General features: G+C 59.3%; 14 protein-coding genes. 10 read left to right on the forward strand and 4 right to left on the reverse strand.

Annotated features, from left to right (window positions below):
* The 6 genes from HOY44_RS20600 to HOY44_RS20625 all read left to right on the forward strand — a co-directional run bounded on the left by HOY44_RS20600 (position 1) and on the right by HOY44_RS20625 (position 6,881).
* Positions 1-1,998 (forward strand): AMP-binding protein, encoded by a 1,998-nt coding sequence (locus tag HOY44_RS20600; protein WP_235889210.1) that lies wholly within the window; start codon positions 1-3, stop codon positions 1,996-1,998.
* Positions 1,999-2,013: 15 nt separating this feature from the next.
* Entirely contained in the window at positions 2,014-2,898 is an 885-nt protein-coding gene (locus HOY44_RS20605) for a branched-chain amino acid ABC transporter permease (protein ID WP_028288586.1), read from the forward strand.
* Positions 2,899-2,901: 3 nt separating this feature from the next.
* Positions 2,902-3,954: a branched-chain amino acid ABC transporter permease gene (locus HOY44_RS20610; RefSeq protein WP_027264390.1), complete on the forward strand. Its 1,053-nt coding sequence runs from the start codon at positions 2,902-2,904 to the stop codon at positions 3,952-3,954.
* Between the two features lie 34 nt (positions 3,955-3,988).
* Positions 3,989-5,227 carry an ABC transporter substrate-binding protein gene (locus HOY44_RS20615; protein ID WP_138424275.1) on the forward strand — a complete coding sequence of 413 codons (1,239 nt, stop codon included), beginning with the start codon at positions 3,989-3,991 and terminating at the stop codon, positions 5,225-5,227.
* A 61-nt stretch (positions 5,228-5,288) separates the two neighbouring features.
* Positions 5,289-6,080 (forward strand): ABC transporter ATP-binding protein, encoded by a 792-nt coding sequence (locus HOY44_RS20620; protein WP_027264388.1) that lies wholly within the window; start codon positions 5,289-5,291, stop codon positions 6,078-6,080.
* Between the two features lie 12 nt (positions 6,081-6,092).
* Positions 6,093-6,881, forward strand: a complete 789-nt coding sequence (locus HOY44_RS20625; protein WP_138424276.1) for an SDR family NAD(P)-dependent oxidoreductase — start codon at positions 6,093-6,095, stop codon at positions 6,879-6,881.
* A gap of 25 nt (positions 6,882-6,906) precedes the next feature.
* On the opposite strand, the gene HOY44_RS20630 is transcribed toward HOY44_RS20625, so the two are convergent.
* The gene (locus HOY44_RS20630) at positions 6,907-8,082 is read right to left on the reverse strand and encodes a CaiB/BaiF CoA transferase family protein (protein ID WP_287437472.1); all 1,176 of its coding nucleotides are present in this window, start codon (positions 8,080-8,082) and stop codon (positions 6,907-6,909) included.
* A 41-nt stretch (positions 8,083-8,123) separates the two neighbouring features.
* Here HOY44_RS20630 and HOY44_RS20635 point away from each other — a divergent pair, with 41 nt between their 5' ends.
* Genes HOY44_RS20635 through HOY44_RS20645 form a run of 3 tightly spaced genes read left to right on the forward strand, consistent with a single transcriptional unit; the run spans position 8,124 to position 11,350 of the window.
* Complete coding sequence (locus tag HOY44_RS20635) at positions 8,124-8,912, forward strand: enoyl-CoA hydratase/isomerase family protein (RefSeq protein ID WP_028288592.1); 789 nt, start codon at positions 8,124-8,126, stop codon at positions 8,910-8,912.
* Positions 8,913-8,928: 16 nt separating this feature from the next.
* The gene (locus tag HOY44_RS20640) at positions 8,929-10,167 is read left to right on the forward strand and encodes a thiolase family protein (protein WP_287437475.1); all 1,239 of its coding nucleotides are present in this window, start codon (positions 8,929-8,931) and stop codon (positions 10,165-10,167) included.
* A gap of 16 nt (positions 10,168-10,183) precedes the next feature.
* Positions 10,184-11,350 carry an acyl-CoA dehydrogenase family protein gene (locus HOY44_RS20645; protein ID WP_036051588.1) on the forward strand — a complete coding sequence of 389 codons (1,167 nt, stop codon included), beginning with the start codon at positions 10,184-10,186 and terminating at the stop codon, positions 11,348-11,350.
* Between the two features lie 10 nt (positions 11,351-11,360).
* Here the strand turns inward: HOY44_RS20645 and HOY44_RS20650 are convergent, their stop codons facing one another.
* Positions 11,361-12,017 carry an SDR family NAD(P)-dependent oxidoreductase gene (locus tag HOY44_RS20650; RefSeq protein ID WP_287437482.1) on the reverse strand — a complete coding sequence of 219 codons (657 nt, stop codon included), beginning with the start codon at positions 12,015-12,017 and terminating at the stop codon, positions 11,361-11,363.
* On the opposite strand from HOY44_RS20650, the gene HOY44_RS20655 reads away from it, so the two are divergent.
* Positions 11,968-12,945, forward strand: coding sequence for an FAD-binding oxidoreductase (locus HOY44_RS20655; protein ID WP_171043049.1), 978 nt, complete (start codon positions 11,968-11,970; stop codon positions 12,943-12,945). The genes HOY44_RS20650 and HOY44_RS20655 overlap by 50 nt on opposite strands.
* A gap of 225 nt (positions 12,946-13,170) precedes the next feature.
* Here the strand turns inward: HOY44_RS20655 and HOY44_RS20660 are convergent, their stop codons facing one another.
* Together HOY44_RS20660 and HOY44_RS20665 are read right to left on the reverse strand one after the other, a co-directional pair.
* Complete coding sequence (locus HOY44_RS20660) at positions 13,171-14,367, reverse strand: phenylacetate--CoA ligase family protein (protein WP_235889212.1); 1,197 nt, start codon at positions 14,365-14,367, stop codon at positions 13,171-13,173.
* Between the two features lie 27 nt (positions 14,368-14,394).
* On the reverse strand, positions 14,395-15,204 hold the full coding sequence (locus HOY44_RS20665) for an enoyl-CoA hydratase/isomerase family protein (protein ID WP_028095226.1): 810 nt from the start codon (positions 15,202-15,204) through the stop codon (positions 14,395-14,397).
* Positions 15,205-15,217 lie beyond the last annotated feature (13 nt).

Genomic DNA, 15,217 nt, shown 5'->3' on the forward strand with positions numbered 1-15,217 from the left:
ATGGTCAAACAACGGACAGCAATGGTCTTTTCGGACCCGGCAGTGACACATAGCGAAACCCTGCCGCAGGTTTTGCTCGCGCGAGCGACATCCACACCGACCAACCTCGCCGAAAGGCACAAGCGCCTGGGCATCTGGCGTGAATTCACCTGGGCCGATGTTCTTGACAGGGTTCGTGCCCTGGCTCTCGGGTTGGAGAACCTGGGCTTGTCGGCTGGCGAATCGGTCATGATGATCGGCGAAAACGAACCCGAACATTTCTGGGCTGAATACGCCGTCCAGTCGTTAGGCGGCAAAGTCCTGTCTGTCTATCCGGATCAAAACGCTGAAGAGATTCTGTATCTGGCCGAAGACTCGCAAACGCGGATTTTTCTGGCGCAGGATCAGGAGCAGGTCGATAAATGCATCGAGATTGCGGGCAAGTACTCGGGCGCCCTGGCGGTCGTTTACTGGGACGATTCCGGTCTGTGGGGCTATGATCATCCCCTGTTGCATTCGTTTGAAAGTGTGAGCGCGGCAGGGCGTCAGATCCACGCCAAGGAACCCGCCAGATTTGAAGAACACGTAAAACGTGGACGGGCGGACGATACCGCCTTGCTGTCCTATACCTCGGGTACCACGGGAAAACCCAAGGGCGTTGTCATCAGCCATCGCTACCTGTTCGACAATTGCTCGCGGGTGATGGGGGCAATCGAAATCGCGCCGGGCACCGAATACCTGACCTACATTTCGCCGGCCTGGGTCACGGAACAGATTTTCGGCCTGTCGATCGGTTTGATCGCGCCCATGGTCGTCAACTTCCCCGAAGGCCCTGAAGACGTACTGACCAACATTCGCGAACTGGCGGTCGACGCACTGGTGTTCAGCCCGCGCCAGTGGGAAAATCTCGCCTCCATCGTTCAGGCCCGGATGCTGGGGGCGGGTAAAATCCGCAATGCGATGTACAACTGGGGCATGAAGGTCGGCCACGACGTTTATGTGGAACGGCTGGAGGGGCGTAGCCCCAGCCTTGCCGCACGCCTGCAGCTTCCCTTTGCCGAAGCTCTGGTGCTGCATCACCTGCGCGACAATCTTGGCCTTGGTAAGGCCAAAAACGCAATGAGCGGCGGCGCCCTGATGGCACCTGACGTCTTTCGTATGTTCCACGCGATGGGGGTTAAGCTGCGCAACGTGTATGGCGCGACCGAAATCGGCCTTCTGACCGCGCATGTCGGCGAAAGCTATCAGCTGGAAACCAGCGGCAGCTGGATGCAAAGCAACACGAGCTACGGCGAACCGCTGGAATACAGGGTCTCGGACGAAGGGGAGCTTCAGGTGCGTGGCGGATCGGGCTTCGGTGGCTATCACGGCAAGCCCGAAAAGACCGCAGAGGAATTGACCGAAAACGGTTGGTACAAGACCGGTGACGCGGTGTCGATGACCGACGACGGCGAGCTTTTGTTCTTTGACCGTGTCAAGGATATGCGCCGCCTGGCAAATGGGCACAGCTATCCGCCGCAATTCATCGAAACGCGGTTGCGGTATAGCCCCTTCATCAAGGATCTCATGACCTTAGGCGACGAAACCCGGAGCTTCGTCAGCGCGCTTATCAATATCGATATGGAAGTTCTCGGGCGTTGGGCGGAAGAGAACAAGATCAGCTTTTCGACCTACACCGATCTCTCGCAGAAACCCGAAGTTCTGGACCTTATCAAAGGCGAAGTGGCGCGCATCAATGCGCTCCTGCCCGAAGGCTCGCGCGTGGCACGTTTTGCGAATTTTCCCAAGGAACTCGACCCGGATGAAGGCGAGTTGACCCGCAGCCGAAAGCTTCGCCGGGCCTTTCTGGAGGAACGGTATGCCAAGCTCGTCGAGGCGATCTATGCTGGCGATGACGAGACAGATCTCGAAATCGCTGTGACCTATCAGGACGGCCGTCAAGGCGTTCTCAAGACCACGGTTCGCGTGTCGGATGTTGAAAACGCATCGAAGGCTGCCAAGCGGCAGTCCAAATCTTAAAGGAGGTCGGCGACAATGGTCTATTTCATCAATGACATCATTACCGGGGCTTTGATCGGCCTTCTGTATTCGCTGGTGGCCATGGGCTTTGTTGTGATTTACCGCGCCAGCAAGGTGTTCAACTTCGCGCAGGGCGAACTGGTGATCATCGGCGGGTTCATCGTCTGGTTCACAACGATGCAAGCGGGGCTTAGCCTTTGGTTGTCGATACCCCTTTCGCTGGTTCTGGCCGGGCTGGTCGGGTACGCAATCGAACGGATTTTCCTGACAAAGCTGATCGGTGAATCGGTTTTCTCGATGGTCATGGTCACCGTCGGCCTTTTGATCCTGCTGCGCGGTTTGGTGCTGCTTGTGTTCGGTCCCGCGGTAAGACCCTTCCCGATCATTTTTCCGCTGAAACCCTTGTTCCTCGGCGATATGTTGATCCCGATGAACCTCCTGATAGGTGGGATCATCACCATTGTCGCGGCCGTCGGCCTGTCGTGGTTCTTCAACCGGACCCGGTCCGGCCTCCGTATGACCGCTGTGGCGGAGGACCACGTCGTGGCCTCCTCGATGGGCATTTCGGTGAAAGGCTCGATTGCCGTTGCCTGGGTTCTCGGGGCAATCCTGTCCACAATTGGTGCGATGATCTTTCTCAGCGGCAAATCGCTGACCTTCCTGGCCTCGGATATCGGGTTCGCGGCCCTGCCAGTGGCGCTCTTTGCCGGGCTGGAATCCATCGGCGGGCTTATCCTGGCAGGAATAATCATCGGCATCGCGCAGAGCTTGACCACCAACTACCTTGATCCGTTGATCGGTGGCTCGCTCGGCAGTGTCGTTCCATATATCATAATGCTTGCCATTCTGCTGATCCGGCCGACCGGCCTGTTCGGCTGGCGCACAATCGAACGGGTGTAATCCATGGATCCTTCTGGCGTATTCCCGACAAGCTATCGCAGTGACAGACGTTTGATCCGAACGCGCTGGCAGTTTCTGGCCCTCGTCGTATTCATGGCTCTACTGCTGTTGGCGCCTTACCTGGTGAGCAGCCGTATCATCGCTATCCTGAATATGATGATGATCAGCGCCGTCATCGCCGTCGGGCTTCAGATCTGCACCGGCTATGCGGGCCAGATCAACCTGGGTCAGGCGGCGTTCATGGGGGTCGGCGCCTATACGGCCTCGATACTGGCCTCGAAGACCGGCCTTACGTTTCTGCTGACCATTCCTCTGGCCGGGCTCTCGGCTGCGCTGTTCGGCTTTCTCTTTGGCTTGACCGCGGCGCGGATCAAGGGGTTCTATCTGGCACTGACCACGATTGCAGCTCAGTTCCTGTTCCACTTTGCCGTATTGAACCTGCCGTCTACCTGGCTGGGTGGATCGAACGGTATCACCGTGCCCCCGGCCGAGCTTTTCGGGCTGCGATTTGTCAGCGAATCTTCGCAGTTCTATCTGAATTTCGCGGTCACCGCGATCATGGTGGCGGGCGCGTTCGGGATCGTTCGGTCACGCTTCGGCCGTGCCTTCGTGGCGGTCAGGGATGATGACGTGGCCGCGGGTATAATGGGGATCAATGTCGCGGCCACAAAGGCAAATGCCTTCCTGATCGGCGCTTTCTATGCGGGCGTCGGCGGGGCGCTTTGGGCCTATCTGATCCGCTTCGTGGGGGTAGACCAGTTCACCCTGTTTCACTCTATCTTCTTCGTCGCGATGATCATCGTCGGCGGGATGGGTTCAATCGTGGGGGCCCTGATCGGCGTCTTCATTATCCGCATCATCCAGGAAATTATCGCGACGGTCGGCCCCAATATCGCCGACTCGGTATCATTCCTTGGCGGTGACATCGTGTTCGCTGGCATGAATGTCGTTCTTGGCGGCGTGATCGCATTGTTTATGATCCTCGAACCCAAGGGGCTGATGCACCGCTGGAACATCCTGAAGTCGTCATACCGTATCTGGCCGTTTCCTTACTGAGAAATAGAGCGGCTCTAAACCTGGGAGGAAGAATATGACTTACCAATCGAATCGAGGTCTTCGCGGCTTTCTGGCTGCGGCTGCCTTGGCGGCCGCGGCGACCATGCCTTTGAAGGCGCAGGCCGAAGAGACCTATAATCTGGCCCTGCTGTCGGACTTTTCCGGCCCTTATGCTGACATCATGCCCATCCTGGCAGGCGGACGCGAAGCTGTGTTCACCTGGTGGAATGAAACCCGCGGCAAGGAACTTGGCGTCACGCTGAACTACAAAAACTACGAAACCCGCTATGACGCGGCACAGGTGGCAAGTCTCTGGCCCGGGATCAAATCGGAACTGGACCCGATTGCGGTTGTCGGCCTCGGCGGGCCCGACGTCGCGGCCCTTTCCGAACGCCTGCCGGAAGACAAAATCCCGATGTTCATGGCCACAGCGGCCTACGGTTTTGCCTGGCAACCGGATGCCTGGATTTTCAACCCACGCCCGACCTATTCGCACGAAAGTGTCGGCTTTCTGAACTGGATGCGTGAACAGCGCGGCGGAGACGAACCGCTCAAGGTTGCGATCCTCGCCTCAGAAGCATCGCCTGCCTATGTCGACATGGCAAAGGGCATTGAACTCTATGCCGAAGAGCACCCCGAGGAGATCGACCTCGTCGAGGTCATCTATACCGAAGTTCAACCCACCGATCTGACGGGGCAAATGCGCCGCGTTGTACGAGCCGGGGCCGAGGTGCTGGTAATCCAAACGAACACCTCTATCGTGGTTGCCGCGAAACGTGGGCTGCAGGCCAACGGGGCGAACATCCCGATCATGATGAGTTCGCATAACGGGCTTCCAGCCTCGGGTGGCGCGCTTGGCGGGCTTGAACAAATGGAGGGGGACTTTGAAGCCTACGGCATGGTGATTGCGGCCGATGAGGACACTCCCGCGCGACAATTCTACGAGACATTGGTTGCCGATTACGGACTCGAAGCACCTTGGAACGTCGTGACCGCAATGGGCGTATCTCAGGGTCTCTATACCGTGACCGTGATCGATCACGCGATCGAGGCGAACGGCGCCGAGGGCCTGACCGGAGAGATGGTACGTGAGGCGCTTTTTGCCAAACCGATCACCACCGAAGAAACCCATGGGTTCCTGCCGACCTTGTCCTTTACGCCAGAAGCACCGTTCCCATTGGAAGGCCTCAAAGTGAATGTGGGCACCGTCAAAGATGGGAAAATCACCATCGCGGCAACGGGTGTCGACGTTCCGCAAGTTGAGAAATGGTGAATTAATCCGGGCGCCGCAGTCGCGGCGCCCGTTCTGATCCTTAGCCCCGGGCAATATGACCATGCTGGAACTCAACAACGTAGAGGTGACATATTCCGACGTCATCCTGGCGCTCAAAGGCGTGTCCATGACAGTCCGTGCGGGACAATGTGTTGCTCTGCTCGGTGGCAATGGCGCAGGAAAAAGCACGACGCTTAAAGCCATCTCGGGAACGCTCAAATCCGAGGATGGAACCGTTTCGGCGGGGTCCATCGTTCTGGACGGAACTCCCATTCAGAACATGGAAGCCTCGGAAGTCGTGAAGAACGGTCTCATCCATGTGATGGAAGGGCGGCGCGTTTTGCGGCATCTGACGTCAGAGCAAAACCTGATCGTCGGCGGGCACATGGTGCCCAACTCCGCCGAGCTGAAAAAGCGCCTGGACCATGTTTACACCTTGATGCCCCGGCTTGCGGACCTGCGCAACCGCACCTCTGGCTTCATGTCTGGTGGCGAACAACAACTGCTGCTGATCGGCCGGGCCATGATGGCCAGCCCCAAGATCATCGCGATCGACGAACCGTCGTTGGGATTGGCCCCGATGATGGTCCGGGATGTTTATGAAGTGCTCAAGCAGCTCAAGTCAGAAGGCACGACCTTCTTCCTGGTCGAACAAAACAGCGCCGCGGCGCTATCGATCGCCGACTATGCCTATGTGATGGAGAACGGCCGGATCGTGATGGACGGCCCTGCCGACAAGCTCGCTGACAACGAGGACATCAAGGAATTCTATCTCGGCGTAACCGCATCGGGCGAGCGCAAAAGCTATCGAGATATCAAACACTATCGCCGCCGGAAGAGATGGCTGGGATAGAAAGGAGCGAAGATGAGTAACCTGCTTTCCATCAAAGGTCGTACCGCATTTGTAACCGGAGCGGGGCAAGGCGTTGGTCGGCAAGTCGCGATTTATCTGGCGGAACACGGAGCCGGTGCCATCGTTGTCAACGATTTTCACGCCGAACGGGCCGAAAGCGTTGCCGCGGAAGTGGAGGCAGCGGGTGCAAAGGCTCTGCCGCTCGCCTTCGACGTCTCGGATTTCGACGCGGTTGGCGCGGCGTTTGCCGAAACGCAGACCACATTTGGCGGCGTGGATATCCTGGTCAACAATGCGGGCAACGCCGGGCCGACATCGCGGCTCGACGATCTGGTCCCTTTTTGGGAATCCGATCCCGATGAATGGCGCCGCTGGATGGCCACCAATTTCGACGGCGTGTTGAACTGCACCCGTCACGCCATGCCGTTGATGGTTAACAGTGGCTATGGGCGCATTGTGACCGTCATTTCCGACGCCGGCCGTGTTGGTGAACCGCATCTGGCGGTCTACTCCGGCGCCAAGGCCGGCGCGGCCGGCTTCATGCGGGCAATTGCAAAAGCCGGTGGTCGGTTCGGGATCACCGCGAATTGCGTCGCCTTGGGGGGCACAAGAACTCCGGCTGTCGCCGACCTGATCCCGGATGCAGAGACCGAGAAGCGGGCATTGTCGCAATACGTGATCCGCCGTCTGGGCGAGCCGGAAGACCCCGCCGGAATGATCCTGTTCCTCTGCTCGGATGCTGCCAGCTGGATCACCGGTCAAACTTATCCGGTGAATGGCGGGTATTCTTTTGCCTGCTAGAGCCGCCATCGGACGGCTGCCGCGTCTAGTTGGAGCTGTCCGAAAAAACGCTGTCATTATCTGCCCCGAGCTCGGGGGGCAGATCCGGTATCGCGGTTTCGAAACCATCGAATTTCAACGGCTGGACAATAAAAGTCTCGGCCTTGCCGCCGTCATGCGTAATCTTGCGCAGCAGCTGGCGCGCACGCACATGGGGGTCGTCCAACGTTTCGACCAGGGAATTGACCGGACCCCATGGCACCCCCGCCTTATCCAGAAGGTCGCCCCATTCGGCGCGCGTCTTGTTGACCAAAATCGCCGCGATTTCTTCGCGCAGCGCGGCCTTGCGGGCGACACGGTCGCGGCCTGTCAACGGCGCAAGATCCGCCCTGTTGATCACATCGCAGAACGGTTTCCAGAACCAGTCCTCATGCGCGATGGACAAGGTCAAGAGCGTGCCGTCTTTGCAGGTGAACACGCCATAGCCCGGCTCGGCGATAAATTCGCCCAGCGGTGTTCCATTGGCGGCGGGAACGAGGAATGCGGTCAACATCGAAACCACCGCATCCGACATGGACACGTCCACGTAACGCCCCTGCCCTGTGCGCTGGCTCGACACCACCGCCGACAGGATTGCGATCGCCGCGAACAACGCCGCGCCAACATCCGCAAGGGGGATCGGCGGCACAGGGCCGGGCTGCTTTGCATCGGCCTGATCGGCCAGCAAACCGCCAACCCCTTCATAGCTCAGGTCATGGCCAGCCCTGTCACGATAGGGGCCGTCCTGCCCGTAACCCGAAATCGATACATAAACCAGCCGCGAGTTGACACTACGCATGTCCTCGAAACCGGCACCCAAGGCCGCAAGCTTGCCAGGGCGGAACCCTTCGACGATGACATCCGATTCCTTGGCCAGTTCGCGAAACCGTGCCAGCCCCTCGGCCGATTTCAGATCCAACGCAACGCTGCGCTTGCCTCGGTTCAGTGCCCGGAACAAGGGCGGAAATTGCCGGGCCGGATCGCCGACACCCGGTCGTTCGATCATGATCACCTCGGCTCCCATGTCGGACAACAGCATTGTGGCATAGGGACCGGGAAACTGTTCGGCAAGGCTGAGAATTTTCAGGCCGGCCAGGGGTGCAGTGCTCATATCAATCTCCAGCTCTTTTGTTTTCCACGTGCGGGTCCGCCCGAGTGCAGCGCAAATCGCCGCAAAAGACAAGGCGAAAAACCAATAATACGTATAATTATCAGGGGCTTAGCATGAGTGAAGCAAAGCAGACGCTATTCGTTGAGCGGGTCGCAAAAACTGAATGGATTACCTTCCAGCGCACCGAACAGCTCAACGCAATGTCAACGCAGATGCTGCGCGAGATGGCGGCAGCACTGGAATCGGCGCTGGCCGACGATGGGGTGCGTACAATTGTCCTGACCGGCTCTGGCCGGGCATTCTGCGCCGGTGCCGATCTGAAAGAAGTTGCTGGCGCCAAACATGCACCAGGCGAGCCGGATCTTCTGGATCTTGTCGATCACACGTTTGGGCTGATGCGACATGGCCCGAAACCGGTGATCGCCGCAGTGAACGGGCTGGCGATGGCGGGCGGTTTGGAAATGGTGATGGCCTGCGATCTGGTCTTTGCCGCCGAAAGCGCGCAACTGGGCGACGCACATTCCAACTTTGGCGTCTTTCCCGGGGCCGGCGGTGCGGCGATCCTGCCGCGTAGGATTGGCCTGAACCGCGCGAAATACCTGCTGTTCTCGGGCGAGAACGTTTCGGCACGGGACATGATGGACTGGGGACTGGTGAACAAGGTCATCGCGGACGAAGACCTGCGACAAGCGGTGCAGGCCTTTACCGACAGGCTGGCAGAAAAAAGCCCGGCGGTCTTACGCCGCATGAAGACGGTTGCCAATCGGTCGCTGGACGTGGACGAAACCGCCGCGCTTTCCGAAGAGATGCTGAACCTGCGCGCGCACATGCGATCCTGGGACATGCACGAGGGTCTGTCGGCGTTCAATGAAAAACGAAAACCGCAGTTTCGCGGATACTAGGTCAGGAGGACAAACGATGCAGGACATTTACATCGTTGGCGTCGGGATGACGCCGTTCGGAAAGTTCCGGGACAAAACCATCAAGGACATGACCGGCGAGGCCGTCGCCGCCGCGCTTTCCGATGCCCGAGTGACGGCAGATCGTATCGACGGCGCATTCTTCTCGAACGCGGTGCAGGGCCACATGGAGGGCCAGCACATGATCCGCGGCGAAATCGCGCTGCGTGAAATGGGCATTCAGGGCATTCCGGTGGTGAATGTCGAAAACGCCTGCGCCAGCGCCTCGACCGGGTTCAAACTGGCAGTCGATTTCCTCAAGGCCGGCAATGGCGACTGCTGTCTCGCCGTGGGCGCCGAAAAGATGTATTCTGACGACCGTGCGTTGATGTTTTCGGCCTTCGACAGCGGCTGGGACGTCAGCAACAGCGAAGAGGTCGCGCAACGGCTGGCCGATCTGGGTGCAGGGGTCGAGGAACCCGAAGGATCGAAATCGCCCAAGCCCTACAGCGTGTTCATGGATGTCTACGCAGGCTTCGCCCGGCTGCACATGAAGACCTTTGGCACAACTCAGGAACAGTTCGCCGCCGTCGCCGCCAAGAACCATGCGCATTCCGTGCATAATCCACTGGCGCAATACCGAGAAGCCATGAGCGTCGATCGGGTATTGGCCGCGCCGCCGATCACCTATCCGCTGACCCTGCCGATGTGCGCCCCGATCTCGGACGGGGCCGCTGCGGCCGTTTTATGCACCGGCGAGGGGATAAAACGTCTGGGCCTAGATCCCGCGCGCGCGATCAAGGTCAAGGCCGCGATCCTGCGCTCGGGCACCGATCGTCCGCCGGAAGATTACAAGAACCACCTGACCCGGCTTGCCGCGCTTGAGGCCTATGAACAGGCCGGGATCGGCCCCGAGGATATATCGGTGGCCGAAGTGCATGACGCCACGGCCGTGGGCGAAGTGATCCAGATCGAGAACCTCGGATTTGTCGAATTCGGCGAGGGCGGTCCCGCCAGTCTGCGCGGCGAGACAAAGATCGGTGGACGCATTCCGGTGAACCCCTCGGGCGGGTTGGAATCCAAGGGCCACCCGGTCGGTGCCACAGGGATAGGGCAGGTTTTCGAACTGGTCACGCAACTGCGCGGCGAAGCTGGCGCGCGTCAGGTCGAAGGGGCAAAGAACGCCATCGCCGAAAACGGCGGGGGGTTGCACGGGGTAGAAGAAGCGGCCGCCTGCGTCACCATTCTGGGCCGTTGAAACAAGGACACGAACCATGGAAAACGTGATCGCCGCCGCTCAGGCAATCTATACAGATGAGCAACGCATGTTGCTGGAAAACTTCCGCAAGATGGCCGAGGCAGAGTTCGCGCCGCTGGCCGAGAAATACGAGAACCTCGGCCACCCCCCCGATGCGAAAACCCTGAAGTCCCTGTTCGCCAAGGTCGAGGAATTCGGGCTGATCAGCGGCCTGATCCCCGAAGAGGACGGCGGTGCCGGAATCGACCGCATGACCTATGGCATCCTATACGAGGAACTGGCCCGGATATGGGCCGATCTGGCAATCGCGGTGCTGATTCAGGGTCATGCCGTGTTCGCGGTCAACCTCTTGGGAAATGTGGCGCAGAAAGAGGCCTATCTGAAGCCGCTCCTGCGCAGCGAACGGATCTGTGCCACCTGTATTTCCGAACCAGAGGTCGGTTCGAACGTACGCGAGGTCAAGACACGTGCGGACCGCGAGGGCGATAAGATTTTCGTCACTGGCCAGAAGCTCTGGATTTCCAATGGGGCCCAGTCGGATTTCGCCATCGTTGTCTGCAATCTGGACGACGGTATTTCCATGGTCATCGTCGACCGCGATACCGGCAACTACGAGAGCCGCGAATTGCGCAAGCTGGGGCTTGTCGGTGCATCGACCTGCGAATTGTTTTTCGACCGTGCCGAAACCAGCGCTGACCATGTTCTGGGTAATGCAGGCGGCGGCCTGTTCCAGACATTGAAACTGTTTGAGAGCGCTCGCGTGTTTGTCGGCCTGACGAGCATTGGCATAGCGCAGGCGGCGTTGGAATGTGCCGTCAAATATGCGCAGGATCGCCAACAACATGGTAAGCCGATCGGCGGGCACCAGTTGATTCAAGGCTACCTGGCCGACATGGCCACGCACCTGGATGCCGCGCGCCTGTTGTGCCAGCGCGGGCTGCAACTTCTGGACCTGGGCGTGCGCTGTGACACCCAGACCTCGATGGCGAAATGGTATGCAACCGAAATGGCCGTCGAAATCGCCGGCAAAGCGGTGCAGATCCACGGCGGCAACGGCATCACCAAAGAGTTCCCCGTTGAACGGCACTTCCGCAATGCAAAGGTCATGCCGATTCCCGATGGCACCACCGAAATCCAAAAACTGGTCATCGGGCGCAACCTGACCGGGCTTAACGCGTTCTGAAATCGTGACTCTAAGAATTGCGGCCGGGGATTCCCGGTCGCCTTATCGTAGGCCCCCGGTCCGGGGGGGCGGCCAACGGATCATGCCCCAACCGGCGCTGCGGGACGCGTTTGATCAATGCCTGTCCCGCGTCAGTGGCAAAAAACTCACGGTTCAGGTCGGTTTCGATATAACCGGGGCAGATGGCATTCACCCGGATGCCATGCCGCGCCCATTCAAGCGCCAGAGACCGGGTCAGTTGAATCAGCCCTTCCTTGGACGCGGCATAGGCGGACACATGGCTGGCCACCCGTGTGCCCAGAATCGAGGCGACATTGACGATACAGCCCCCGCGTCCGGCATCAATCATCGCTTTGGCGGCGATACGTGCGACATGAAATGCGCCCTTGAGATTTGTGCCTATGATCGCGTCGATTTCGGCCGGCCCGTGTTCCAATGCGGGAAGAGATGCCGTCGTTCCGGCATTGTTGATGACAGTGTCAAAGACCCGTCCCTTCAGCGCGGCTTCCACCGACTCCGGGTCCGCCACGTCCATCTCTATCACATCGGCCTGCCCCCCTTCCGCCGCCATCTTTGCGGAAAGCTCAGACAAGCGGGCGACGCGGCGGGCGGCCAATGTGACGTCGACATCCTGCCCCGCCAGCAGTTCGGCGAAATGCTCGCCCAATCCCGAAGATCTGGCGGACGACTATCAATTCATCCCGGGCCAGTACGTCACGCTGCGCCGTGCCGGTGATATCGATGGTGTGCGGCGATGCTATTCGGTCAGCTCCGGCCGAGACGCTGGCGAGTTGCGCGTTCTGGTCAAGCTGCTGGAAGGCGGAGCGTTTTCCTCTTTCGTTCATAGCGAACTGCCACCGGGCACCGAACTTGATGTCATGACGCCCGAAGGCACATTCGGATCAAAGATACGACAAGGCGGACCACGCACCTATCTCGCCCTGGCCCCGGGCAGTGGAACTACTCCAATCATTTCGATCATCCGCTCGGTGCTTGCCACCGAGGCCGGGGCCAACTTCATCCTTTTTTACGGCAGTCGAACGCTAAGTTCCATCATCTTCCGCGGCGAATTGAACGATCTCAAGGATACCTATCCCGGACGGTTCTCTCTTTTTCATACACTGACGCGCGAAGGCACCGATTCCCCACTATTCTCGGGCCGGCTTGATGCGGAAAAGCTGCGCAAGTTCTCCGGTGCCCTGTTCGCTCCGGCAGAAATAGAAGATGCTTTTCTTTGCGGCCCCGCCGAGATGATTCAGGAACTCAAGACCGCGTTCTGCGACCTCGGCGTTGAAGAGAACCGTTTCCATGACGAGCTGTTCGCTCCCGCCGATGCTGACAATACCGCCACCGTCACGCTTGCGCCGCTTACGGCGGAAGCCGCCACTGGAGAAGGAGTTCAGGTCACGGCGATCCTTGATGGCACCGCCCGCAGCTTTGTGATGACACCTGATCAGGAAAGCGTGGTCTCCGCCGCCGCAGCAGGTATCGAACTGCCCTATTGCTGCAAGGGCGCAATGTGTTCCACCTGCCGCGCCAAAGTTATCGAAGGCGAGGCAGAGATGACGCTGAACTATGCTTTGGAGCCTCGGTAGTTGAAGGAGAACTTTGTCCTGACCTGCCAGGCCCGTCCGAAAACCAAAAAACTGACAGTCGATTTCGACCACGTTTGACCTGTGCCGCTTTCCGCGACACCCCACGGGCGCGCGGGGCCGGGATCCCCAAGACCTTCGCCAAGTTGAAAGTCTTGGGTCCACGAAAACCCGCGTGCCAGTGTCGGCTAAAAGGTCGGATTCAGGCAAAGCGCACAGAACCCGATCTCAGCGGTCTTTTTGGTTGACGATCAGTTCTGCATTTTCGGGTAGTTCCGAAACAATGTTCACCTCGTCAGCACGAATTCGTGCATGCAGTTTGAAGGTATCAGCGGCGGCTGCTTCTGCGGCGGAAGCGTCGGCACCGTCTTCCAGCACAAGCGAGAGGCGGATCATGTCGCGATCGTTCTCGCGCGTTACCACGGCCTGCGCGGCCTTTGCGCCCGGCGTGCCGATGACAACTTCTTCAACCACGCGCGGATAAACGAAAATCTCGCGCACTTTGACCGCTGCCCCGACCCGTCCCTGCAATGCTGAAATCCGGCTGACGGTGCCATCCGCGTTGCTTTCCAGGGCAAAGGCGCTGTCGCCGGTGCCGAACCGGATCATCGGCCAGGTGGCATCGCGCGCGGTCACGACAACCTCGCCAGGATCGCCATGAGCGACCTGTTCGCCGCTGACCGGATCGCAGATCTGCACCACGCGGTCGGGATGAACCAGGTAGCCTTCGCCGCCACCCTCATAGGCGACAAGGCCCAGATCGGCGGTGGCATAGGCGGCCCAGGTGGACACGCCGTATTCGGCCTCGATCCGGCGGCGCTTGGCCATCCAGTCGCCCATCTCACCGCCGAGGAAGGCTGTCTTCACCTTCCATGCGTCGCGGCCATAGGTTTCGATCACCTTGTCCGCCAGCGTCAGGAAAAACGCGGTCGAAGCGCAGATCGAAGTCACGCCGGTTTCGGCGATGATCTGTGCCTGAAGCTCCGTATTGCCGACGCCTCCGGGGATCACCGTGGCGCCTGCGGCCTGTGCCGCTTCGTCGAACAAAAGACCCGCGGGCACCAGATGATACATCCAGGTGTTCAGGATGATATCCCCCGGCCCCACGCCTGCCGCCTTGAACAGCCGGTCAAGGCCGTGGCCGCCACCGTCCGAAAGGGCCGGTTCGAAAATCGGGCCGGGGGACACGTAGATCCGCCCGACATCCTTCAGATCCGAGGCCAGGAACCCACCAAAGGGCGGGTTCTCGCGCTGGATCTTCAGAAGCTCTTCTTTTTTCATCACTGGAAGACGCGAGAGGTCCGCCACCGATGTGACAGCTGCCGGATCGAATCCGGCAGCCGTAAATCGCGATTTCAGGCCAGGAGCTTTTTCGGCCGCAGCGGCATAGGCTTGAGCTATATCTTTGTAGATATCATCAGACATTTCCATGCCTCCTCGTCCAATCGGGTGTTAAAGCGGGCAGTCCTTACGGAAGTTCGGCGCGCGCTTCTCGCGGTGCGACAACACACCTTCCTTGACGTCCTCGCTCATGAAGCCAAGCATCTCCAGCGCGGTCGACGCATCAAAGATCGGCCCGGCCTGGCGCAGCCAGTTGTTCAGCGAATACTTGGTCCAGCGAATCGCGCTTTGCGAGCCGTTGGCCAGTTCGACGGCTGTATCCAGCGCGATCTGCTGCAGCTCGTCATCCTCGACGCACATTGATACCAGACCGATACGCTCGGCCTCTTCGCCCGACACCGGCTTGCAGGTCATCAGATAGTATTTCGCCTTGGCCATCGAGGTCAGCAGCGGCCAGATAATCGCCGCGACGTCACCGGCGGCAACACCAAGGCGGGGATGACCATCGACAATCTTGGCCTTCTTTCCGGCGATCGAGATGTCGGCCAGGATGGCAACCACAAGGCCTGCGCCGGCCGCAGGGCCATTGATCGCGGAAATGATCGGCTTGTTGCAGTTGATGATGTTATAGACGAGATCCTTGGCTTCTTTCCACGTCTTCATGATCTCGTGCGAATTGCCAATCATGTTTTCGATCAGGCTGAAATCACCCCCGGCGGAAAATGCCTTGCCCGCACCGGTCACGATGACCGAATTGATGTCTGGGTCACGGTCGATATCGATCCACATGTCCGTCATCTGGGTGTGGGTTTCGGCATCGACCGAGTTGAATGTCTCGGGCCGGTCGAACGTGATGCGCAGGACGCGATCCGCCGGGTAGTCAAATTTTAGTTTATCGTATTTTGCATAACGATCCGACATGGTTCTATTTCCT

This window comes from Maritimibacter sp., from assembly GCF_016774595.1.
GTDB lineage: Bacteria > Pseudomonadota > Alphaproteobacteria > Rhodobacterales > Rhodobacteraceae > Maritimibacter > Maritimibacter alkaliphilus.

Bases quoted from the DNA above. Each gene is read 5' to 3' on its own strand.
- HOY44_RS20600 (WP_235889210.1), top strand. From the start codon at position 1: ATGGTCAAACAACGGACAGCAATGGTCTTTTCGGACCCGGCAGTGACA.
- HOY44_RS20605 (WP_028288586.1), top strand. From the start codon at position 2,014: ATGGTCTATTTCATCAATGACATCATTACCGGGGCTTTGATCGGCCTT.
- HOY44_RS20610 (WP_027264390.1), top strand. From the start codon at position 2,902: ATGGATCCTTCTGGCGTATTCCCGACAAGCTATCGCAGTGACAGACGT.
- HOY44_RS20615 (WP_138424275.1), top strand. From the start codon at position 3,989: ATGACTTACCAATCGAATCGAGGTCTTCGCGGCTTTCTGGCTGCGGCT.
- HOY44_RS20620 (WP_027264388.1), top strand. From the start codon at position 5,289: ATGCTGGAACTCAACAACGTAGAGGTGACATATTCCGACGTCATCCTG.
- HOY44_RS20625 (WP_138424276.1), top strand. From the start codon at position 6,093: ATGAGTAACCTGCTTTCCATCAAAGGTCGTACCGCATTTGTAACCGGA.
- HOY44_RS20635 (WP_028288592.1), top strand. From the start codon at position 8,124: ATGAGTGAAGCAAAGCAGACGCTATTCGTTGAGCGGGTCGCAAAAACT.
- HOY44_RS20640 (WP_287437475.1), top strand. From the start codon at position 8,929: ATGCAGGACATTTACATCGTTGGCGTCGGGATGACGCCGTTCGGAAAG.
- HOY44_RS20645 (WP_036051588.1), top strand. From the start codon at position 10,184: ATGGAAAACGTGATCGCCGCCGCTCAGGCAATCTATACAGATGAGCAA.
- HOY44_RS20660 (WP_235889212.1), bottom strand. From the start codon at position 14,367: ATGTCTGATGATATCTACAAAGATATAGCTCAAGCCTATGCCGCTGCG.
- HOY44_RS20665 (WP_028095226.1), bottom strand. From the start codon at position 15,204: ATGTCGGATCGTTATGCAAAATACGATAAACTAAAATTTGACTACCCG.